At 43.6% G+C, this 22,182-nt stretch carries 20 protein-coding genes, 1 other RNA gene and 1 other annotated feature; of the genes, 18 read left to right on the top strand and 3 right to left on the bottom strand.

Annotation, left to right across the window (positions count from 1 at the left end; genetic code table 11):
- The first annotated feature begins 2 nt into the window (after positions 1 to 2).
- Positions 3 to 449: a D-aminoacyl-tRNA deacylase gene (dtd, locus tag J0K78_RS05905; protein ID WP_206945791.1), complete on the top strand. Its 447-nt coding sequence runs from the start codon at positions 3 to 5 to the stop codon at positions 447 to 449.
- A 78-nt stretch (positions 450 to 527) separates the two neighbouring features.
- On the opposite strand, the gene J0K78_RS05900 is transcribed toward dtd, so the two are convergent.
- Positions 528 to 2,036: an N-acetylmuramoyl-L-alanine amidase family protein gene (locus J0K78_RS05900; RefSeq protein WP_206945790.1), complete on the bottom strand. Its 1,509-nt coding sequence runs from the start codon at positions 2,034 to 2,036 to the stop codon at positions 528 to 530.
- Between the two features lie 161 nt (positions 2,037 to 2,197).
- Positions 2,198 to 2,415 (top strand) — a binding site (T-box leader).
- A 70-nt stretch (positions 2,416 to 2,485) separates the two neighbouring features.
- Here J0K78_RS05900 and hisS point away from each other — a divergent pair.
- The 3 genes from hisS to ssrS all read left to right on the top strand — a co-directional run bounded on the left by hisS (position 2,486) and on the right by ssrS (position 5,808).
- The gene (gene hisS / locus J0K78_RS05895; protein WP_206945789.1) at positions 2,486 to 3,766 is read left to right on the top strand and encodes a histidine--tRNA ligase; all 1,281 of its coding nucleotides are present in this window, start codon (positions 2,486 to 2,488) and stop codon (positions 3,764 to 3,766) included.
- Position 3,767: 1 nt separating this feature from the next.
- Positions 3,768 to 5,549, top strand: coding sequence for an aspartate--tRNA ligase (aspS, locus tag J0K78_RS05890; protein ID WP_206945788.1), 1,782 nt, complete (start codon positions 3,768 to 3,770; stop codon positions 5,547 to 5,549).
- A gap of 66 nt (positions 5,550 to 5,615) precedes the next feature.
- Positions 5,616 to 5,808: non-coding RNA, 6S RNA (gene ssrS, locus J0K78_RS05885), on the top strand.
- A gap of 179 nt (positions 5,809 to 5,987) precedes the next feature.
- Here the strand turns inward: ssrS and J0K78_RS05880 are convergent.
- Together J0K78_RS05880 and J0K78_RS05875 are read right to left on the bottom strand one after the other, a co-directional pair.
- The gene (locus J0K78_RS05880; protein WP_206945787.1) at positions 5,988 to 6,641 is read right to left on the bottom strand and encodes an RsfA family transcriptional regulator; all 654 of its coding nucleotides are present in this window, start codon (positions 6,639 to 6,641) and stop codon (positions 5,988 to 5,990) included.
- A gap of 83 nt (positions 6,642 to 6,724) precedes the next feature.
- Positions 6,725 to 8,002 (bottom strand): replication-associated recombination protein A, encoded by a 1,278-nt coding sequence (locus J0K78_RS05875; RefSeq protein WP_206945786.1) that lies wholly within the window; start codon positions 8,000 to 8,002, stop codon positions 6,725 to 6,727.
- 118 nt (positions 8,003 to 8,120) lie between these two features.
- On the opposite strand from J0K78_RS05875, the gene J0K78_RS05870 reads away from it, so the two are divergent.
- From J0K78_RS05870 to mltG, 14 genes are all read left to right on the top strand, one after another.
- Positions 8,121 to 8,804 (top strand): YczE/YyaS/YitT family protein, encoded by a 684-nt coding sequence (locus tag J0K78_RS05870; RefSeq protein WP_206945785.1) that lies wholly within the window; start codon positions 8,121 to 8,123, stop codon positions 8,802 to 8,804.
- The gene (gene cymR / locus J0K78_RS05865) at positions 8,758 to 9,177 is read left to right on the top strand and encodes a cysteine metabolism transcriptional regulator CymR (RefSeq protein ID WP_089652624.1); all 420 of its coding nucleotides are present in this window, start codon (positions 8,758 to 8,760) and stop codon (positions 9,175 to 9,177) included. The genes J0K78_RS05870 and cymR overlap by 47 nt, the downstream gene beginning before the upstream one ends.
- An 18-nt stretch (positions 9,178 to 9,195) precedes the next feature.
- Positions 9,196 to 10,335 carry a cysteine desulfurase family protein gene (locus tag J0K78_RS05860; protein WP_206945784.1) on the top strand — a complete coding sequence of 380 codons (1,140 nt, stop codon included), beginning with the start codon at positions 9,196 to 9,198 and terminating at the stop codon, positions 10,333 to 10,335.
- 18 nt (positions 10,336 to 10,353) lie between these two features.
- Positions 10,354 to 11,466: a tRNA 2-thiouridine(34) synthase MnmA gene (gene mnmA, locus J0K78_RS05855; protein ID WP_206945783.1), complete on the top strand. Its 1,113-nt coding sequence runs from the start codon at positions 10,354 to 10,356 to the stop codon at positions 11,464 to 11,466.
- A 139-nt stretch (positions 11,467 to 11,605) separates the two neighbouring features.
- Entirely contained in the window at positions 11,606 to 12,265 is a 660-nt protein-coding gene (locus J0K78_RS05850) for a tetratricopeptide repeat protein (RefSeq protein ID WP_160915165.1), read from the top strand.
- 15 nt (positions 12,266 to 12,280) lie between these two features.
- The gene (recD2, locus tag J0K78_RS05845; RefSeq protein WP_206945782.1) at positions 12,281 to 14,608 is read left to right on the top strand and encodes an SF1B family DNA helicase RecD2; all 2,328 of its coding nucleotides are present in this window, start codon (positions 12,281 to 12,283) and stop codon (positions 14,606 to 14,608) included.
- 11 nt (positions 14,609 to 14,619) lie between these two features.
- Complete coding sequence (locus J0K78_RS05840; RefSeq protein WP_206945781.1) at positions 14,620 to 15,432, top strand: TIM barrel protein; 813 nt, start codon at positions 14,620 to 14,622, stop codon at positions 15,430 to 15,432.
- A 55-nt stretch (positions 15,433 to 15,487) separates the two neighbouring features.
- Complete coding sequence (locus J0K78_RS05835) at positions 15,488 to 15,664, top strand: hypothetical protein (protein WP_089652618.1); 177 nt, start codon at positions 15,488 to 15,490, stop codon at positions 15,662 to 15,664.
- Positions 15,665 to 15,670: 6 nt separating this feature from the next.
- Entirely contained in the window at positions 15,671 to 16,738 is a 1,068-nt protein-coding gene (locus tag J0K78_RS05830; protein WP_206945780.1) for an AI-2E family transporter, read from the top strand.
- A gap of 345 nt (positions 16,739 to 17,083) precedes the next feature.
- Positions 17,084 to 19,720, top strand: a complete 2,637-nt coding sequence (gene alaS / locus J0K78_RS05825; RefSeq protein ID WP_206945779.1) for an alanine--tRNA ligase — start codon at positions 17,084 to 17,086, stop codon at positions 19,718 to 19,720.
- 63 nt (positions 19,721 to 19,783) lie between these two features.
- Positions 19,784 to 20,056 (top strand): IreB family regulatory phosphoprotein, encoded by a 273-nt coding sequence (locus J0K78_RS05820; RefSeq protein WP_160915156.1) that lies wholly within the window; start codon positions 19,784 to 19,786, stop codon positions 20,054 to 20,056.
- Complete coding sequence (ruvX, locus tag J0K78_RS05815; RefSeq protein ID WP_146812767.1) at positions 20,053 to 20,469, top strand: Holliday junction resolvase RuvX; 417 nt, start codon at positions 20,053 to 20,055, stop codon at positions 20,467 to 20,469. Before J0K78_RS05820 ends, ruvX begins: the two co-directional genes overlap by 4 nt.
- 14 nt (positions 20,470 to 20,483) lie before the next feature.
- Positions 20,484 to 20,768 carry a DUF1292 domain-containing protein gene (locus J0K78_RS05810; protein ID WP_089652614.1) on the top strand — a complete coding sequence of 95 codons (285 nt, stop codon included), beginning with the start codon at positions 20,484 to 20,486 and terminating at the stop codon, positions 20,766 to 20,768.
- Positions 20,769 to 20,964: 196 nt separating this feature from the next.
- The gene (mltG, locus tag J0K78_RS05805) at positions 20,965 to 22,089 is read left to right on the top strand and encodes an endolytic transglycosylase MltG (RefSeq protein ID WP_206945778.1); all 1,125 of its coding nucleotides are present in this window, start codon (positions 20,965 to 20,967) and stop codon (positions 22,087 to 22,089) included.
- The last annotated feature ends 93 nt before the right edge of the window (positions 22,090 to 22,182 follow it).

Genomic DNA, 22,182 nt, shown 5'->3' with positions numbered 1-22,182 from the left:
CGATGAAAGCAGTGGTTCAAAGAGCTGTAAACGCCTCTGTCACCGTTGAGGAAAACGACGTAGGTACCATAGATCGGGGACTTGTCGTTTTATTGGGTGTAAATCATGAGGATACAGAAGAAGATGCACGGTATTTAGCCAAAAAGATTCCATACCTGCGCATTTTTGAAGATAAGGATGGAAAAATGAATCATTCATTGGTTGATTTAGGTGGCCAGATGCTATCGATTTCTCAATTCACTTTATACGGAGATTGTCGCAAAGGGCGCCGCCCCAACTTCATGCAAGCAGCAAAGCCTGACCAGGCTGAAAAGTTGTATGAATCTTTTAATCAGATGGTGGAGCAGGAAGGTGTTAAAGTGGAAACAGGAGAATTCGGTGCCATGATGGACGTGAAACTGACCAATTCCGGCCCTGTGACATTAATCATCGATAGTAAAGAACGATAAAAAAAGCTGTACTCATTTTGAGTACAGCTTTTTTGTTTTCCTAAGCGGTGGGATTGAATTTTGAATGACCAAAATTCATTAGTTGAAGTAATGAGTTAAGCCTTCTGCGATCCCTTGGCTCGCTTTCATTTGATAAGAGCGCGTTTTAATGGTTTGTTCTTCTCTTGCATCTGATAGGAAGCCAAGCTCCAATAGGACAGAAGGCTTGTTATTCTCCCTGATCACGTGGAAATCGCCTTTTTTCGTCCCTCGATCTCGCAGTCCTGTATAAGAAACGATAGATGACTGCAGCGAATCTGCAAGTGCTTTGTCTTTAGAAGAGTAATAATAACTATTAATTCCTCTAGCAACCACATTCAATGGCGCCGCATTGTAATGCAGACTGATGAAGGCATCTGCATTCGAACGGTTCGAATGGAAGGTTCTGATAGTAAGGGAGATGTACTGATCGCTCGTCCGAGTCATCAATACTTTGGCACCTTTGCTTTCTAGTTGGCTTTTTAGAAGGTAAGCCGTATCCAGCGTTAATGTCTTTTCGTAGCTTCCGCCTCTCCCAACTGCCCCGGGGTCGCGTCCGCCATGGCCAGCATCAATCATAATGGTTTTCCCTTTAAGGGCATTTGAAGTAGCCGGTGTTGTGGCCGCACTGTCTTGATTGACCTCTTCTACAATCCATCCAGCCACGTAAGCTGTTTTACTTTCATAGGAGATCTTGTACCATTGCCCTTCTTTGCTTAAGACTTCAAATTGATCGCCTTTGTGGCCACGACCGACGATTTTATAATTCGTAGATGGTCCGGACCTCAAATTCGTGCCGTTATAATTCAAAGATACATAGGTGTTTTTCGAAGCAGGTGTGTTCGTTTGTTCATTGTCTGTTTCATTTACAAGCCAACCGGCGACCCAACCTGTCTTTCCGCTGCTGTAGTTTATTTGATACCAGCGGTCTTTCTTCGCTATGTATTCATAGGTTTCACCTTTACGTATTCTTGTCAGGATCCGCCCTCTTGTGGAGTTTTCACTTCTGACGTTTAGAACGGCTGTTCCTACTTTCACTTTTCCTTTTACGGTTGATGATGGATTCTCATCTGCTTTCTCATCTTTCTCGGGTTCGTGCTTTTGCTTCGCTTCTTTTGTCAGATAGTCTCCATGGACCCAGCCATTTGTGTTTCCTTTTTGAATATAGACCCATTTCCCATCCGACTTCTCGGGCTCTACGACATCGTCTTTCATCAGATACCCTTTGATTTTCCCATCCAGATTCGGAGCGGAACGAATCCTCAGATAATCATACTTTGAATAATGACGGTCGGTTATGTGTTGGTCTGCCTTTACTTTTGTTAGCCATTTGGCGACCCAGCCATCCTTCCCGCTTCGCTGAATTTTGAGCCAATTGTCTTTCTCTTCGATAATCTTGTAGGTTTCCCCTGTATGTACCTTGCCAATACGGTCGTAATTCGTTCCAGGTCCTGTCCTCACATTCAAGTAATCGACCTGGATAACCGCCTTGTCTGCATACGCGGGAGGAGTCTCATAAAAGGTAAGAACTCCTAAAATTAAAATGAAGAAAATTATGCCTTTTTTCAAAAAATATTCCACCTCCTTGTCAGTCTCCATTCATTATTCGACAAATGACGTAAATATCCTTCTCCATAGGAAAAAGTTTGATCTTATAAATTTTGTGGAGATAAACTTGACATAAGGTTAACGGAGATTATATGATTATAATCAATTCTAAAATGATTCGAACAAAACCATTGAGGAAAAAAGTAGTCAGTTTCCATGCGCACAGAGAACGAATGCCTTAGGCTGAAAGCATTCGGACGTTATATTCTGATGAAAGACGTTTCTTAGGTTCTACATCGAACTAAAAGTAGGTGTAGACGTACACAGGCGTTAACTGTTTTGAGTGGAGGCTCTTAAAGCCTCAAATCAGGGTGGCAACGCGGGTAATCCCGTCCCTTTTTCGCAAGCGCGGAAAAGGGACGGGATTTTTTGTGGTAAAAAATGGTTTATTTCGTTAGGAGGAGTTTGAGATGAGTATGAATGCCCCTCGTGGTACGCAGGATATTCTGCCTGGTACATCTGAAAAATGGCAGTATGTAGAAGGACAATTAGCTGACCTATGCCGTCGCTATCATTATAAAGAAATCAGAACACCGATTTTTGAACATACCGAGCTTTTCCAACGAGGTGTCGGAGATAGTACAGACATCGTCCAGAAGGAAATGTACACGTTTGAAGATCGTGGAGGAAGAAGCATTACCTTACGACCTGAAGGGACAGCTTCTGTCGTTCGTTCTTTTGTTCAAAATAAAGTCTACGGTTTGCCAAATCAGCCGACCAAATACTTCTACATGGGCCCTATGTTCCGTTATGAACGACCTCAACAGGGAAGAATGAGGCAGTTTGTGCAGTTTGGTATTGAGGCTTTAGGCAGTGATGATCCAGCTATTGATGCAGAGGTGCTTTCTCTTGCTTTAAACTCTTATAAAGAACTAGGGCTGAAGTCGCTGAAACTAGTGGTCAACAGTCTCGGTGATAAAGAAAGCAGGGAAGCGCATCGAGCAGCTTTGGTCCGTCACTTCGATCCACACCGCGAAGAACTTTGTGCAGATTGTCAAGTCCGGCTTGATCAAAATCCGCTTAGAGTTCTGGATTGTAAAAAGGACCGTGAACACCCGGCAATGGAAACAGCTCCGTCCATTCTTGAATATTTGAATGATTATTCCAAAGATTACTTTGAACAAGTAAAACAATATTTGGATGTGATGGACATTGATTATGTTGTGGATCCAAACCTTGTACGCGGACTCGATTATTATAACCACACAGCTTTTGAAATTATGAGTGAAGCGGAAGGTTTCGGTGCCATCACGACATTGAGCGGCGGTGGTCGCTACACAGGTCTAGTTCAGGAAGTGGGCGGTCCTGAAACATCAGGAATCGGTTTTGCCATGAGTATCGAGCGTTTGTTGATGGCTTTAGAAGCGGAAAGCGTTGAACTCCCTACGGATGAAGGATTGGATGTATTTTTTGTTTCCCTGGGTGATGAGGCGAATCGTGCAGCTGTTAAGTTAACAGATGAATTACGTCGTGCCGGCATTCAAGTGGACAAAGATTACTTAGGGAAAAAAATGAAAGCTCAGTTTAAAGCAGCTGATCGTCTTGGCAGTAAATATGTACTTGTCCTCGGAGATCAGGAACTCGAGAACGGGGTCATTAATGTGAAAAACATGACATCAGGAGAGCAGCAGGAGGTTCCTCTTGGTGAGATCATCGACCATATGAAGAAAGAACTGACAGGAGGCAAATAAGATGGAACGAACAAAATGCGGATCTTTGCGCAGAGATCATCTTGAGCAAGAAGTAACACTTAAAGGATGGGTACAAAAACGCCGGGATTTAGGTGGTTTAATTTTCATCGATTTAAGAGATCGATCCGGCTTAGTACAGGTGGTTTTCAATCCTGAGACTTCAGGTGAAGCATTGGAGAAGGCGGAAAATGTTCGCAGTGAGTATGTCCTTGAAGTTAAAGGGACTGTTGTGGCCCGTGACGCCCAAACCATTAATACCAATCTTGGCACAGGAGAAATTGAAGTAGCTGCCAAGGAATTGACGATTCTTAACAAAGCGAAGACACCACCATTCATGATTGAAGATCAATCAGAGGTATCCGAAGACCTTCGACTTAAATACCGCTACTTGGATTTGAGAAGAAAAGAAATGCAGGAGACGTTTAAAATGCGTCACCAAACGACCCAGTCGATCCGTGATTTTTTGAATGAAGAAGAATTCTTGGATATGGAAACACCGATGCTGACGAAGAGTACACCGGAAGGAGCACGTGACTATCTTGTTCCAAGCCGGGTTCATGAAGGTGAATTCTATGCATTGCCTCAATCTCCCCAGCTCTTCAAACAGTTGTTGATGATGTCAGGGTTCGAGAAGTATTATCAGATCGTCCGCTGTTTCCGTGATGAAGACTTGCGCGCTGACCGTCAGCCTGAGTTTACACAAGTGGATATTGAGACTTCATTTATGACAACAGAAGATATCATGTCCTTAACAGAACGCATGATGAAGCGTGTCATGAAAGAAGTGAAAGGCCAGGAAATCGAAACCCCATTCCTTCGTATGCCTTATGATGAGGCGATGGAACGGTACGGTTCCGACAAGCCCGATACTCGCTTTGGTCTTGAATTAGTGAATCTTTCTGAAGATGTAAAGGATTCCGGTTTTAAAGTGTTTAGCGGAGCGGTTTCTTCAGGCGGCCAAGTAAGCGCCATTAATGTGGAAGGAAAAGCTGATGAGTTTTCCCGCAAAGATATTGATAAGATGACAGAAGATGTCAAAGTCTATGGAGCTAAAGGGTTGGCATGGTTAAAAGTGAAAGACGGTGAGTTCAATGGACCGATTGCTAAATTCTTCTCTGAAGATGAGGCTTCTTCAATGAAAGAAAAAATGGCAGCAAAGGATGGCGATCTTCTTCTCTTTGTAGCAGACCAGACTTCCGTTGTTCATGACAGTCTTGGAGCTTTACGTCAAAAGCTTGCCCGTCGATTAGACTTGATTGATGAGACAAAGTTCAACTTCCTTTGGGTAACGGACTGGCCTTTATTTGAGTATGATGAAGATGAAGGACGTTATCACGCCGCACACCATCCGTTTACAATGCCTGCAGGCGGACGTATGGATGAACTGAAGAAAAATCCAAAAGACGTCCGTGCAGAGGCCTATGACATCGTCCTCAACGGGTATGAGCTTGGTGGAGGTTCCTTGCGTATCTTTGAAAAAGAAATGCAGCAGGAAATGTTTGAGGTGCTCGGTTTCAGTCAGGAGGAAGCAAATGAACAGTTTGGGTTCCTTCTTGATGCATTAGAATACGGTACACCGCCTCACGGGGGAATTGCCTTTGGCCTGGACAGGCTTGTCATGCTTTTAGCCGGTCGTACGAATTTGCGTGATACTATTTTATTCCCGAAAACAGCTTCCGCTCAAGATCCGATGACGAACGCTCCGGGACCTGTAAGTGAAGCTCAGCTGGATGAACTTCACCTTCAGCTGAAACCATCTAGTCAGTCTGACTCAGATGAATAAATGTATTGGTTAATTGTTGATTCTATTTAGGTTATATGCTAAGATTACATTACAAAATTAAAGAGACCAATCCTGATGTGTACGTTGTTCGAATGTACGTTTTGACCGAACATTTTTGATACGGGAGCCTGGTGTTTCTATATGGAATGCACGCCTCATAACCATCACTGATGGGAGGACGCAAGAAATGTAGAACAGGGCACCCACCTGCCTAGAGCGGGTTCAAAACTCATGATACGACGGCACAATTGGGATTGGTTTTTTTAATTGCCATTAATTCAAATGGATTACATATGAATTGAACAAAAAAGCGTTTCCCGGATAGGGAAACGCTTTTTTAAAATGGTCCTGTATATTGTGGAACAACCATGTTTGTACATATGATTTTTGGGCACAACATCCAGCCAAAGTGGCCTGACACTCGTGCCTTTATTCTATTTAGCGTGCAAGGTTCTCAAGATTTCCGTTTTTCTCCATACGAAATTGAGGACGGTAAGCATCAGAATCATCAAACATAACCATTTTTCTAGCACGGTCCATGATTTGAATCAAGGCCTGATAATCTTCTGTCATGGCTTCAAGCTGCCCATTTAATTGCTGGTTTTGTTCAATTAACTCTTTATTATGACGCTCTAGTTCAGAGAGTCGGTTCTGAAGAGATCCTGAACTCTTACTCTCTTGTTTAAGGTTCGTCAAATAAGAAATGATGTCTTCTAAACGAATATCAGGCTGAGTTGAATTCTCTTCCTGGGTCTCAGGTACAGCAGGCTCAGGAAGTAAGTAGTCGTCATCCTCTGGTTCTGCCTGGTACACAACGGGAGCCTGCGGCCTCTGGTAGACAGGTTGCTGCTTCGCTTCTTTCCGTTTTTTCTCTTTTCGTTGTTTCTTCGCAAGCTCAACGGCTTGTTCATATTTCTGCCGGACTTCTGCATTCCATCGAAACCCGCAGGCTGCTGAGGTGCGGTTTAATATATCTCCGACTTCATCAAAAGCTTTTAATTGTGTACTTCCTTCGCGGATGTGTCTCAGAACGGTTTCCGCTAATAAAAGGTCATCTTCATGAGACCAGGCATCTTGTCTTACTTTAGGCATATTCACCACTCCTAATTTTATCTGTAAAGATAATAGTTTGTCAGATTTAGTAGTAGTGTAGCCAAGAAGAACTGGAATTATACTCAAGTAGACTTTTGCTTTTTGATTTTGCTATACACCTGTTCAAGAGCCTGTTCAAATTTACCTGTCCGTTTTGGTTCATAGTATTGGCGTGTTCGGATGAGGTCGGGAAGGTATTGCTGGTCCACCCACGCATTCTCATAGTTGTGAGGATACTTATAATCGATTCCTCTTCCTAGCTTTTCTGCTCCTTTATAATGAGAGTCTTTTAAATGTTGAGGTACTTCTCCGCTTTTCCCATTTCTGATATCCGAAAGCGCCGCATCAAGTGCTTTATAGGCACTGTTTGATTTTGGAGAGAGGGCAAGTTCCGTTACAGCTACCGACAATGGAATACGGGCCTCGGGAAATCCGATTCGCTCAGCGGCTTCCACGGCAGAAAGAGCCCTGGGACCTGCTTGTGGATTGGCGAGTCCAATGTCTTCGTATGCAATGACTACTAATCTTCTAGCGATACTATCAAGGTCTCCTGCCTCGATTAATCGGCCTAAGTAATGTAGGGAAGCGTCTACATCACTGCCTCTGATTGATTTTTGAAAGGCTGAGAGGACATCGTAGTGTGCATCACCATCTTTATCATGGGAGAAGCTTTTCTTCTGCATACACTCTTCGGCAACCTCTAAGTTGATCTCCACAAACCCATTGTCATCAGCAGGTGTAGAAAAAGCGGCAAGTTCCAACCCGTTTAATGCGGCCCGAAGATCTCCATTAGAAGATTGAGCGAAGTGGTTAAGTGCTTCGTCAGTCATTTGGATGTTCATGTGACCAAGCCCCTTTTCACGATCTTCCAGTGCTCTTCGAATGGCCTGCTTTATGTGGTCATCCTCCAGCCTGTACAGCTCAAATAAATGACAACGGCTGCGAATCGCGGGGTTTATGGAATGGTAGGGGTTGCTTGTCGTACAGCCGATCATGGTTAAACGATTGCTCTCCAGGTGTGGGAGAAGGAAATCCTGCTTTGCTTTATCCAGCCGGTGAACCTCATCAAGGATCAATACGAGCTGCCCGTGCATCTTTGCTTCTTCCACAGCAATTTCCATATCCTTCTTCTTATCCGTTACCGCATTCAACGTCTTATGAGGGATATTCAAGCTTTTAGCAAGTGCGGTTGCCATTGAGGTTTTCCCTGTCCCGGGTGGACCGAATAATATCATCGATGCCAGACGTTCAGCCTTGATCATACGGTTGATGGTTTTTCCTTCGGCAACGAGGTGGGACTGTCCGATAATTTCATCTATATTGTCTGGTCGCAAACGAAAAGCGAGGGGTTGCTGACTCATAGAACATTCTCCTTTTGACAGTTATGAATGTAAGCGTAGAATGATTTTCAGGAAAATGCAAGGGACTTGCCATTCATGCTATAATAGCGTTTGGTATAATAGAGAGAGGAAGATGACCATGACTCACGAAAAGGGGGAAAAGCGCGAAAATTTTATTCGCTGGAGCTTTTTCTTTATCGGTTTAGTCATTCTGGGGCTTGGCATTTCAATGACAATGCAGGTGAAAGAGTTTGGAATTGGACCATGGGATGTTTTTCATTATGGTCTGTTTCTTCAACTGGGTCTTACTGTAGGGACCTGGTCGATTATTGCCGGATTGCTGATCGTTCTGATAAGTTCGGTTTTACAAAAAATGTGGCCGCAAGTAGGAACGATATTAAATATGATCCTCATTGGTGTATTTATTGATTTCTTTAATTGGCTTTTGCCAGAACCTGAAACATTGATTATGCAATTATTCATATTTATATCAGGCACGTTCGTCATTGCACTTGGGATTGGTGTTTACGTTGCCCCCGACATTGGTGCAGGGCCACGTGACAGCCTGATGTTATTGATTACAAAGACTACCGGATGGAAAGTATCGACAGTAAGGAATGGAATTGAAATAATCGTAGCCGTTGCAGGTTTCGCCCTCGGCGGTCCGGTTGGAGCAGGGACGGTATTCATCGCTCTGTTTCTGGGTACATTTGTAGGATACACCTTACCACAGGCGAAAACATGGCTACAGTTTTTATTAATGAAGGGTGACATGTATGAAGATATCTACCAAAGGCCGATACGGGCTAACCATCATGATTGAATTGGCAAGAAAATATGGAGACGGTCCTATTTCTTTGAAACAGATTGCAAGAGACAATAACCTGTCCGAACACTATTTGGAGCAGTTGATTGCTCCTTTGCGAAACGCAAGCCTCGTGAAAAGTGTGCGTGGTGCCTATGGAGGCTATATGCTAACGAAAGCTCCTCATGAGATTACAGCAGGAGATGTGATCCGCGTTTTAGAAGGGCCAATCACACCTGTTGAAGGTATTGAAAATGAAGAGCCTGCCAAACAAGCATTATGGAAAAGGGTCAGAGATGCAGTGAAGGATGTCCTGGATACTACGACCCTTGAAGACCTGAAGGATCATGTAGACGACCAGACCCAGGATGCTTATATGTTTTATATTTAAATGGTTGGAGGTGACAAGATGAAGTCAATTTATTTGGACCATGCGGCGACTTCACCCGTCCATCCCAAAGTAATCGAAGAAATGATGCCCGTTTATCAAGAGGTATTCGGTAATCCCTCCAGTGTGCATCAGTATGGAAGGAAAGCGCGTCGGATTCTGGATGAAGGGCGCAGAAGAATTGCTCAGGGGCTAGGTGCGAATGAGAAGGAAATTGTTTTCACAAGTGGGGGAACAGAAGCAGACAATTTAGCGATCATGGGTACGGCTAGAGCCAATCGTTCAAAAGGTAAGCATATCATTACCACTTCGATTGAACATCATGCTACATTACATGCAGTTGAATACTTGGAGTCTCAAGGCTTTGAAGTCACTTATCTGCCTGTGGACGAGCATGGAATTGTAAAAGTGGCTGATGTAAAAAATGCTCTTCGTGACGATACGATTCTTGTTTCCGTTATGATGGTGAATAATGAAACGGGAGCGATCCAGCCCATTGAAGAAATAGCCGCTGAGTTAAAGGACCATCAGGCATATTTTCATTCTGATAGCGTTCAGGCATACGGTCTGATGGATTTGGATGTTTCACGACTTGGGGTCGATTTGATGGCGGTTTCCGGTCATAAGATCAATGGACCGAAAGGGATCGGCTTTTTGTATATCCGTGAAGGCACAGTAATTGAATCTCTTCAATATGGCGGAGAACAGGAACGAAAAAGACGAGCGGGTACAGAAAACATTCCGGCCGTTCAAGGGCTGAAGACAGCGGTTGAGATTATAGAATCCGAGCGTTCGACTTATAAAGAGAAATACCTTCATTATAAGCAGCTCTTCCTCCAGACCCTTAAGGAGGAAAACGTTCCTTTTGAAGTGAACGGATCCCAGGAAGAATCGATCGAATCAATCGTGAACATCAGTTTTCCCGGGATGAATGTGGAAACTCTGCTCACGAACTTTGATTTATCGGGCATTGCTGCTTCAAGCGGAAGTGCCTGTACGGCAGGTTCTGTAGAACCTTCACATGTTCTTTCCGCGATGTTTGGTTCCGACCATCCGAAGACCACCAATTCAATCCGGTTCAGTTTTGGACTTGCAAATAATGAAGAGAATATAACAGAATCAGCAAGGAGAGTCAGCCAAATTATCAAAAGGCTGTCTTGATAAAGGAAGGTGTAAGAAATGAAAGATCCTAAAGATACAAGGGTAGTCGTTGGGATGAGTGGCGGGGTGGATTCATCTGTCGCGGCTCTTCTATTAAAAGAACAAGGCTATGATGTCGTCGGTATTTTTATGAAGAACTGGGATGATACCGATGAAAATGGTGTCTGTACAGCTACGGAAGATTATGAAGATGTGATCCGCGTGTGTAATCAGTTGGATATTCCGTATTTCGCAGTGAATTTCGAGAAACAGTATTGGGATAAAGTGTTTACCTATTTCCTCGATGAGTATAAAAAAGGGCGGACACCGAATCCGGATGTGATGTGCAACAAAGAAATCAAGTTCAAAGCCTTCATGGACCATGCGATGTCCCTCGGAGCAGACTATTTGGCAACAGGCCACTATGCACAAGTCCGTGAAAATGAGGGCACGTATGAAATGCTCCGTGGAGTGGATCACAATAAAGATCAAACATACTTCTTGAACCAACTATCACAGGAAGTGCTTTCTAAAGTGATGTTCCCATTAGGTCATCTTGAGAAAAAAGAAGTGCGTGCCATTGCGGAAGAGCATGGTCTGGCCACAGCGAAAAAGAAAGATTCTACAGGGATCTGCTTTATCGGGGAGCGTAACTTCAAGGAGTTCCTAAGTGAATATTTACCTGCGCAACCAGGCAATATGGAAACTCTGGATGGTGAAGTGAAAGGTAAGCATGACGGATTGATGTATTACACATTAGGTCAGCGTCAGGGACTTGGCATTGGAGGCGCTGGAGACCCATGGTTCGTCGTAGGTAAGAATGTAACGGATAATATTCTCTACGTTGGTCAAGGATTCCATCATGATGCACTCTACTCTGACGGTCTAATTGCTTCTGAAGCGACCTGGACAAAAGGGATTGTTCCCACCGAATCTTTCACGTGTACGGCCAAATTCCGTTATCGCCAGGAAGATAGCGGAGTGACCGTGTACCCGATGGAAGATGGAAAGTGGAAAGTCATGTTTGATGAACCAGAACGTGCCATCACGCCTGGACAGGCGGTCGTCTTTTACGATGGAGAGGTTTGCCTTGGCGGGGCGACCATTGATGTCGTGCTTAAAGAAGATGAAGCGATCACTTATGTAGGATAAAAGGAAAAAAGTCATGTCCGTATCTTTTGGACATGACTTTTTTATGAGTAATACTCTTACGTTCCAAATGACCGAGAGAGAGGACGACTCTTTCTAATAGAAGTGTAAAAAGAGAATAGTGAAAGGAGAGTTTTGAAGAATGGATAAACTAAAACAAGGAATTGAACAAATGCAGAACCATAATTATGAGGAGGCGGCCAAGCTATTTACGGAGGCAATTGATGAGAATCCAAAAGAGCCTGTCGGGTATATCAATTTCGGTAATCTTCTGACACATATGAACGATCATGAAAGAGCCGAGCGCTTCTTTCATCGTGCCATTGAATTGGATGATACGGCAGCCACTGCCTATTATGGTTTAGGGAATGTATACTATGAACAGGAAAAGTACACAAAAGCCCAGGAGCAGTTCATTCAGGCGATCCAGCAAGGGTTGGATGAAGCAGATGTGCACTTTATGTTAGGAATGACGTTCATTCATCAAGAATACGTGAAGCTTGCTCTCCCTTATCTTTTAAGAGCATCTGAACTCGCTCCGAAAGACGTTGATGTCCAATTCCAATATGGCTTATGTCTGGCCCAAAATGGACAGATTGATCAGGCTGAACAAGTCATGAACCATGTGCTACAATTAGAAGAACAACACAGTGATGCGCATTATAACCTTGGTGTTGTAGCTCTTCATCAGGAGAACGCCGGGAAAGCTCTGGAGCATTTTTCTAAGGCATTGGAAATCAATCCAGAGCATATGCTGGCCGCTCATGCCAAGGGGCAAGTGGAACAAGCGTTAAACGAGTAGAGGAGTTCGATGATCATGACTCAACAATCGCTCTTTCAAGAATCTAATGAGGAACGTCCGTATGTCAAAGGGGAGTTGAGTCGGATGATTTTTCACAATGAATCCGAACACTTCTCGATCGCTTCCATTCATGTGAAAGAAACGAATGAAGCTTTCGATGAGAAATCCCTGGTGATCAAAGGGCATTTTTCCCCTTTGGAAGAAGGCGAAACCTATCTGTTTTATGGAGAATTCAAAAACCATAAAAAATTTGGGCTGCAATATGAAGTAGACATGTACAACCGTGTCCTGCCGGAAACAAAAGATGGAATCGTCCTCTACTTATCCAGTGACCTTTTCCACGGAATCGGAAAAAAAACGGCCGAACGGATCGTGGATGAGTTAGGAGAGCAGGCGATATCCAGAATATTGGAAAATCGTGATGTGTTGGATGCTGTCCCGAAGCTGCCTAAAGAAAAAGCGGATCAGCTATATGAGGCTTTGAAAGAGCATCAAGGATTTGAGCACGTCATGATTCATTTGTCACAATACGGATTTGGTCTTAAGCTTGCCCAAAAAATCTATGAAGCCTTTAAGGATCAGACGATGGCGATCATTGAAGAGGACCCTTACCAGCTTGTCTTCCATGTGGATGGCTTTGGTTTTCATCGAGCAGACGAAATGGCAAAGATGCAGAATCTTTCGCACGACCACCCTACAAGGATTCGGGCGGCGTGCTTGTATATGATGCAAAAGAGTATGAGTTCTGGACATGTCTATCTACCGACAGAAGAGTGTCTCGTCCAGGTTGAACAATTGTTGAATCAAGGGTCTGAGCCTGCCATTACTTTCGAGCAGCTGTCTGAGCAAATGATTCACCTTGGTGAAGAACGATTTGTGTATATTGAAGATGAACGCGTCTATCTTCCGACACTATACTTTGCGGAAAATGGTTTTTGCAGCCATCTGGAACGTATTCAGGAAAAAGAGGTGGAGGCAGCCCACACGCAGGCGGATTTGATGAAAATCATCGGGGACTTGGAAGAAGATGAAGCGATGAGTTATGGGGAAGATCAGTTCAACGCCATTGAAAAAGCTCTTCATTCCAAATTAATGATTTTAACTGGTGGCCCGGGGACGGGGAAAACTACAGTGATCAAAGGAATCATCCATACGTATGCAGAATTGAATGACCATTCTATCGATCCGGGTGATTATGATAGTGACAAGCCCTTTCCATTCGTCCTTGCAGCACCCACAGGGAGAGCAGCAAAAAGGATGACAGAATCCACGGGGCTGCCTGCAAGCACCATTCACCGTTTATTAGGGTGGGACGGGCATGACTCCTTTGAACGCAATCAGAATAATCCGCTGGAAGGGAGTGTATTGATCATTGACGAGTTTTCGATGGTCGATATTTGGCTTGCCAATCAGTTGTTCCGTGCCATTCCTGATGATATGCAAGTGTTACTGGTTGGAGACGAAGACCAACTCCCTTCAGTAGGGCCTGGTCAGGTGCTTGCTGACCTCCTGGCTTCTAACACGCTTCCTTCCGTGAAGTTGACAGAAGTTTACCGTCAAAAGGAAGGTTCGAAAATCATCCAGCTCGCTCATGAAATAAAAAACGATGCATGCACCTCTGCCACCCTAGAAAAAGACCATGATTTCAATTTTATCCCAGCAAGAGAACATCAACTAAGTGATCTCGTGACAAACATTGTTCAAAAAGCGTTGGACAAGGGGAATGAGTTGAAGGATATTCAAGTGCTTGCTCCCATGTATCGAACAGATGTAGGGATCCACAAGTTGAATGAAAGCATCCAGCAGACGATTAATCCCAAAAACAAACAAAAACGTGATTTGAAACATTTTGAGGTTATTTATCGAAAAGGGGATAAGGTCATCCAGTTGGTTAATCAGCCTGAAGATGGGGTTTATAATGGAGATATCGGCGAAATCGTAGCCATTTTTCGAGCGGAAGAAAACGTCGATGGTGTCGAGCAGGTAGTGATCGATTTTGATGGAAAAGAAGTCGTCTATCCAAAAAAAGACTTGAACAGTATCATGCACGCGTATTGCACATCCATCCATAAATCTCAGGGCAGTGAGTTTTCTATCGTTATTCTGCCAATCGTACGAAGTTATCGCCGGATGCTGAGAAAGAATCTGATTTATACCGCCATCACAAGATCTAAACAGTCTCTTATTATTTGCGGTGATCGTGAAGCTTTCCTTGATGGTGTGCGCACGACCGATACGAATACGAGATACACACAGTTGAAAGAGAAACTGCAGGAAGAATCAGCTCCTGAAGTGAACACAGAAGAAGAGGAAGAACAGTTGTCACCATACGATTTTATGTAGGAGGGAACGTTTTGGCTCATTCTATCGGGATGTCTGGAAGTACCATCTTGTCTAATCACGACCGTCTTCCAGAGCTGTTTGGTAAAGGTTTGTCTCATGTGGAAATAGGAGAGTTTGGGGACAGGGATTCCTATCTCTCCTTTTTACGTCTAGCTAGGGAGAACAAGGTTAGTTTTGGTATTCATGTTCCTCACTTTAGAGAAAACAGCAAGTATGATCTTCTGGAGGAAGTAAAAATGGAACCATCTGCCGCCAGGAAGTTGTTTGTAGAAGAAGTCCAGGAAGCAGCGCGATCAGGGGCTTCCTATGTTCTTGTTCATTTTCCCTATTTCAAAGGTGAGACGGAGGCTGCGATTGAAAAGATAGAGGAAGGACTGCAGTTTTTACAGCACTTGCAGGATACATATGGGGTTCCAATTGTTTGTGAACCAAAACTCGGTCAAAATCAATCACCTGCAGGTATTCAGTACTTGTATGATTTCCCTATGAATCTCTGGGGAAAATATGGTCTGAGCATCTGTATTGATATGGGGGATTATAGGATTGCAGTTGAAAACGATTGGAGAGAGTATATAGAACCGCTTCTTCCATTTACGAAAGTCGTACATATGCATAATGTCCGTTTTACGGAGAAGGGATATATTTGGACTCCGATTCATCCGGACTTTGAAAAGCAGGACACTGCTTTTGACATGGCTCCATTCTTAGAACTGCTGGCAAAGGGCAGGGACAAATATTTTATCCTCGAGCACACGCCCCATGCCAGCCCTTCTGACGAACAAGTGGATGAAGGGATTGCGTGGGTGATGGAACAACTCAAGTAATGTATGAATCTCATTTTCGTGGACATACTATTTGGTAAAAAAAGGAGTATGCCCGATGAGATGTCCGAACTGCAATAATAAGAACCTGGGAAAAATTGGGAACGAACAATACTACTGTTGGAATTGCTGCCTGGAGTTAACGATTGAAGATGGGAAAATGAATATCAACCAAATTGAGGAAGATGGCAGTCTAAGCTCTTTGAATGATATTTTTTATCAGCAAGGATCTTGATGATTCATGAGTGATCGCTCCTCGAAATGGTTACGGAGATTCACCATCTTTTTTATCATCTTACTTTCTCTCTTATTGCTAGCTTGGTTGTTCCCTTATTATGACGGTGTACTAATCGTCATAGGGAAAGTGCTGCTGCCGTTTTTGCTTGCTCTCGTTTTATCCCTTTTGCTGCATCCACTCGTGCACATGATCGAGGACATTGGACTGTCCCGCACAGTCAGCATACTTGTCATTTTTGTACTGTTCTTTTCTTTGACGGCTTTTGGTTTATATAAAGGTATTCCACGTTTGCTGGATCAATTAAAGCTTTTAAATGAGCACTTGCCTTCCTTGGTTGAATCCTATCAGAATTGGACCAAGCAGCTTTATGCGCAAACAGAAAAATTGCCGGATGGTCTGCATCATGAAGTGGATGCGCGTTTTGCAAGCTTTGAAGAATGGGGAAGCGCAAGAGTCTTGGCGCTGCTCGCTGGTCTTAGCGGAATCTTTAATATGATTGTTCTTCTCGCTGTTGTGCCTGTGATGACGTTTTATTTTCTTAAAGACTATAAGAGCATCGGGAAAGCTCTGGTATTACTACTCCCTTCCAAATGGCACGAGGAATCCAAGCGGTTGGTCAGAGAATTGAATGATTCTCTTGGAGGCTATATCCGAGGGCAGCTATTGATTAGTTTATTCGTTGGTGTATTAGCTACCGCGGGGTTTTGGTTCATTGATTTACCCTACCCTTTAGTCTTAGGGATAATTGCCGGACTTACGAATATCATCCCCTATTTTGGACCTCTCCTTGGAGCGGGTCCTGCGGTCATTGTTGCTCTTACTGTCAGTGTGAATACTCTCCTTTTCACATTAGCTGTCATCCTGGTCATTCAACTGGTCGAAGGAAACCTCCTCTCTCCATACATCATGGGGAAGAGTATCCATATCCACCCCTTGTTCATCATCCTGGCCTTACTGGTTGGCGGAGAAGTGGCAGGGATCCCTGGACTGATTTTGGCCGTTCCTGTGTTGACCTGTTTAAAAGTAGTAGCCTCTGAAATCCGTACAGGAAGGTTAAACATTGACAGATGAAGATCAGTTATCTATAATTACGCTTAGCAAAGACTATAAGGACGAAAGAACACGATGAAGGAAAAAAGTAGGCAATTTTTTCATGTTCAGAGAGGTGCGTTCCAGGCTGAAAAACGCATTGCATGAAGGTTGTTGAAAGCTATTCCAGAGTGCGGTTAATTCCCGCCGGGGTCATGCCACGTTACAGGCATTCAAGCTGATAGACTTGATTGTCTATAACCAGGGTGGTACCGCGGAAACGAAACCCCGTCCCTGCCGAATTAAAGGCAGGGACGGGGTTTTTTTGTTCCTCTTCGTCTGGAACGGTCTCTATACTATTGAAGAAATTGAGGAGGTTATTAACAAATGAAATCATTAACATCAGCGGAAGTCCGTCAAATGTTTCTTGACTTCTTTAAAGAAAAAGGACATAGCGTAGAACCAAGTGCGTCACTTGTCCCTCATGAAGATCCTACACTTCTATGGATCAATAGTGGAGTGGCCACATTAAAAAAATATTTTGATGGCCGCGTCATTCCTGAAAACCCTCGAATTGTAAACGCTCAGAAATCCATCCGTACGAATGATATCGAAAACGTAGGATTCACGGCGAGACACCACACTTTCTTTGAGATGCTCGGTAATTTTTCTATTGGAGATTACTTCAAGGAAGAAGCAATGGAATGGGCCTGGGAGTTCCTTACGAGTGACCAGTGGATTGGGTTCGACCCGGAGAGGCTGTCTGTTACCGTCCACCCGGAAGATGATGAGGCTTACCAAATCTGGAAAGATAAAATCGGTCTTGATGAAGAGCGCATTATCCGTATCGAAGAAAATTTCTGGGATATCGGAGAAGGGCCAAGTGGGCCGAATACAGAGATCTTTTATGACCGTGGAGAGAAATACGGGAATGATGCAAGTGATCCGGAATTATACCCTGGCGGAGAAAATGAGCGCTATTTAGAAATCTGGAATCTTGTCTTCTCTCAATTCAATCACAACCCTGATGATACTTATACACCACTTCCTAAGAAAAACATTGATACTGGGATGGGCCTTGAGCGTATCGTTTGTGTTATTCAAGAAACAGAAACGAACTTTGAGACAGATTTATTCCTTCCGATTATCAAAGCAACGGAAAAAATGGCGGATAAAAATTATGAGGACAGTTTTGATACAGATGCTTCCTTCAAAGTGATCGCAGACCATATGAGAACCGTGACTTTCGCAGTCAGTGATGGAGCCCTGCCTTCGAATGAAGGACGTGGTTACGTTCTGCGCCGCCTGCTTCGTAGAGCGGTACGCTTTGCCAAGCAGATCGGAATTGACAAACCGTTCATGTATAAACTGGTTCCTGAAGTCTCTAAAATCATGGTTGACTTTTATCCGGAAGTGAAAGAAAAAGAAGCATTCATTCAAAACGTCATTCAGACAGAAGAAACACGTTTCCACGAAACATTGAATGATGGGTTGCAGATTCTTTCCAGCATCATCAAACAGGAAACAGAGAAGGGAAGCAACGTGTTCCCGGGAACGGAAGTCTTCCGTTTATATGATACCTATGGCTTCCCGAAAGAGTTGACGGAAGAGTATGTAGCGGAAGCTGGCTTCACTATTGATGAAGAAGGTTTCCAAAACGAGATGCAAAAGCAGCGGGAGCGCGCGCGCAGTGCCCGTCAGAAGGCGGACTCCATGCAAGTTCAGGATGGTGTGCTGGGTGACGTTCATGTGGACAGTGAATTCGTAGGTTATGACACCCTTCAAGTGGAAACGGAAATTGTGGAACTGATTAAAGAGAAAGAGTTCAGTGGATATGCCGAAGAGGGCGACACGGTTTATCTTTTCCTATCGCAGACACCTTTCTATGCGGAGAGTGGTGGTCAAATCGCTGACCGTGGGTTCCTGAAAACGGAATCTGCTGTAGTTGAAGTCACCAATGTCCAAAAAGCGCCCAATGGTCAGCATATGCATGAAGCGGTGGTTAAACAAGGTTCTATAGAAAAAGGAGCCGCAGTGAAGGCAGAAGTCGATCAAAGTGGACGTTCCTTTATTGTTAAAAACCATACGGCGACTCACCTTCTGCATCAAGCTTTAAAAGATGTGCTTGGCGAACATGTGAATCAAGCCGGTTCTCTCGTAGCTCCAGATCGCCTGCGCTTTGACTTTTCTCACTTTGGTTCTGTAACGAACGAAGAGATGGAGAAAATTGAGGCCATCGTTAATGAAAAAGTATGGCAGTCAATGCCAGTTTCCATTGAGATTAATTCTATTGAAGAAGCCAAAGCCAAGGGAGCGATGGCCTTATTCGGTGAGAAATATGGCGACACAGTCAGAGTTGTGCAGGTTGGCGATTACAGCCTTGAGCTGTGCGGGGGCTGTCATGTTATGAACACCGCCGAGATCGGCTTATTCAAGATTATTTCAGAGTCCGGAATTGGTGCCGGCACCAGAAGGATCGAGGCTGTCACAGCTAAGGATGCGTATATGTATATGAATGGCAAAGAGGCATTGCTGAAAAAAGCCGGTGAGCAGCTGAAGACTAAGCCCGATCAGGTTCCAGAACGAATAGAAGTCCTTCATAAAGAAATGAAAGACCTTCAAAAAGAAAATGAATCGCTAAGTGCGAAACTTTCGAACATGGAAGCCTCCAACATCCTGGATGAAGTGGAGGAAGTTAACGGTGTGAAGGTTCTTGCTAAGCAAGTGGATGTAAAAGATATGAATGCTCTCAGAACCATGGTTGATGATCTGAAACAGAAACTCGACTCCGGAATGATTCTTCTAGCTGCTCCTAATGGAGATAAAGTTCAATTGATTGCAGGAGTATCGAAGGATTTAGTAGAAAAAGGATACCATGCAGGTCAATTGATTAAAGAAGCAGCTACACGATGTGGCGGCGGCGGTGGAGGTCGTCCAGACATGGCCCAAGCTGGAGGTAAAGACGCTTCTAAAATTCCAGAGGCACTTGAATATGCCAAGGAATACGCAAGTCAAAACGCCTAGTTTTTCCTATCGAGGAATTAGGTATATAATAGAGTAAATACTACAAAGTGCGAGGTGACTGTAATGAGTTCAATGGATAAAACGATGAGGTTCAACTTCTCTGAAGAACCGTTTGATCAAGATGTCCGATCCGTACTTCTATCTGTTTACGGAGCATTACAAGAGAAAGGGTACAATCCGATCAACCAGATTGTCGGATATTTGCTTTCGGGCGACCCTGCATACATTCCTCGTCATCAGGATGCCAGAAACTTAATCCGCAAGATTGAGCGTGATGAGTTGATTGAAGAGCTGGTTAAATCTTACATCAAAGAGAATAAAGAGGGCATTGAATGAAAAAAATAGGATTGGATGTGGGCGAAAAAACGATTGGCATCGCCATTTCGGATGCTTTGGGCTGGACGGCCCAAGGCCTCACCACACTCCGTTGGGACGAGCAGGACTACAATACGGCTAAAGAGCCGCTAAGAGAAGTCATACGTGACCATGACGTGACGGAAGCAGTCGTAGGGTTTCCAAAGAATATGAATGGTACGGTCGGCCCAAGAGGAGAAGCGAGCCAGACTTTCGCCTCATGGCTGGAAGAAGAATTTCATCTCCAAACACATCTTTGGGATGAACGCTTAACAACAATGGCAGCTGAACGCGTGCTGCTGGATGCAGATGTCAGCAGGAAAAAACGGAAAAAAGTCATTGATAAAATGGCCGCTGTCATGATCTTGCAAAGTTATTTGGATTCGAAACAATAAGGAGGACGTTTAATATGGCACTAGAAAAAGAAGAACGTATCATCATTCCTGATGAAAATGGGGAAGAGCATTTATTTGAAGTTTTGTTCACCTTTGATGTAGAACAAACCGGACATTCTTACATTGCAGTGGTACCTGCTGAACAAAAGGATGGCGAAGAAGTAGAAGTCTTCGCATTCCGCTACGAAGAAAAAGGGAACGAAGAGGATGACCTTGCTCTCTTCCAAATCGAATCCGATGATGAATGGGAAATGGTTGAAGAAATGTTGAACACGTTGACAGATGAAGATTTGACGTAATGCCAAAAGCCTGCAGCGATCAGCTGCAGGCTTTTATTATACCTTGAGATGGAACACTATATTTCTTCGATTTCACTCACGAACGCTGTGTAGTAAAACCGCGGAATACGCTAGTCCTTGTAGAAAATTAAGGGAATATGTAGAAAGATTCTTTCACTTTATAGTATAATGAACCGGATGAAAGGGGGAAGTCCGTTTGTCTAATTCTGACTTTAAAAATCAATATAAAAAAAGATTGAAAAATAGAATAGAGGAAGCAAGTAAAGTGAGGAAAATCGTGTCAATCATTCTCACGGTCTTGGTTCTTGCTCTTTTGATCGGCGGAGTTTCTGGATATTTATACGTGAAATCTGCTTTAGAGCCTGTAGAGCCAGGGAATGATAAACAGATCAATGTCGATATCCCTTTAGGATCTTCAACATCTTCGATAGCAAGTATCCTTGAAAAGAATGATATCATCAAAAATGACTTGATTTTCCGTTTTTATACAAAATTTAAGAACGAATCTGGTTTCCAAGCGGGAAATTATCAGTTTACATCTTCCATGACGCTGAATGAAATTATTGAGACCTTAAAAACAGGTAAGCTGGTAAAAGAATCTGTTTACAAAGTGACTGTCCCTGAGGGGCGTAACCTGGAGCAAATCGCTGAGGTTTACGCAGAAGACTTACCATTTACTAAGGAAGAGTTCATGGAAAAAGTGGATGATGAATCTTATGTGAAAGAAAAAATGTCTGAATATCCTCAGCTATTGACAGAGGATATATTGAACGATGAAGTTCGCCACCCATTAGAAGGGTATTTGTTTGCTGCGACCTATGACGTCTATGTCGAAGATCCAACCATCGACCAGGTTGTGAAGAAAATGCTGGATAAGACACAGGCCGTGGTCCTTCCTTACGTCAATCAGATGGGGAACCTTGAAGGACTTGAGAATGTGCATGACCTCGTCACGATGGCATCTCTTCTCGAAAACGAAGCGCGCACAGAGAAAAGCCGTAAAATGATTTCCGGCGTGTTTCAAAATCGTCTGGGTAAAGATATGAAGCTTCAAACAGACCCCACCGTACTTTATGCTCATGGCGAACATAAAGATCGCGTCCTGTATGAAGACCTTGAAATCGAATCTCCATACAATACCTATTATATAACCGGACTACCGGTCGGGCCGATTTCAAACTTTAATGAGAACTCTCTTCAGGCAGCTGCTAAACCAGATGAGCATGAGTTTCTCTATTTCCTTGCTGACAGCAGTGGAGAGATCCATTACGCGAGTTCCCTGGAAGAACATAACCAACTGAAAGATAAGTATATTAATTAACATGTTTTTAGAAGGAATGCAAAAAGATACTCGCATTCCTTCTTTTTTTTATGTTAAAATAGTGGGGTTGTAAACCGGATGTAAAAATGAATG

The organism is Halobacillus sp. GSS1, assembly GCF_017307035.1.
Classification (GTDB): Bacteria; Bacillota; Bacilli; order Bacillales; family Halobacillaceae; genus Halobacillus; species Halobacillus litoralis.
Note: the sequence above shows the minus strand (reverse complement) of the source record. Positions and strands in the feature narration are given on the sequence as shown.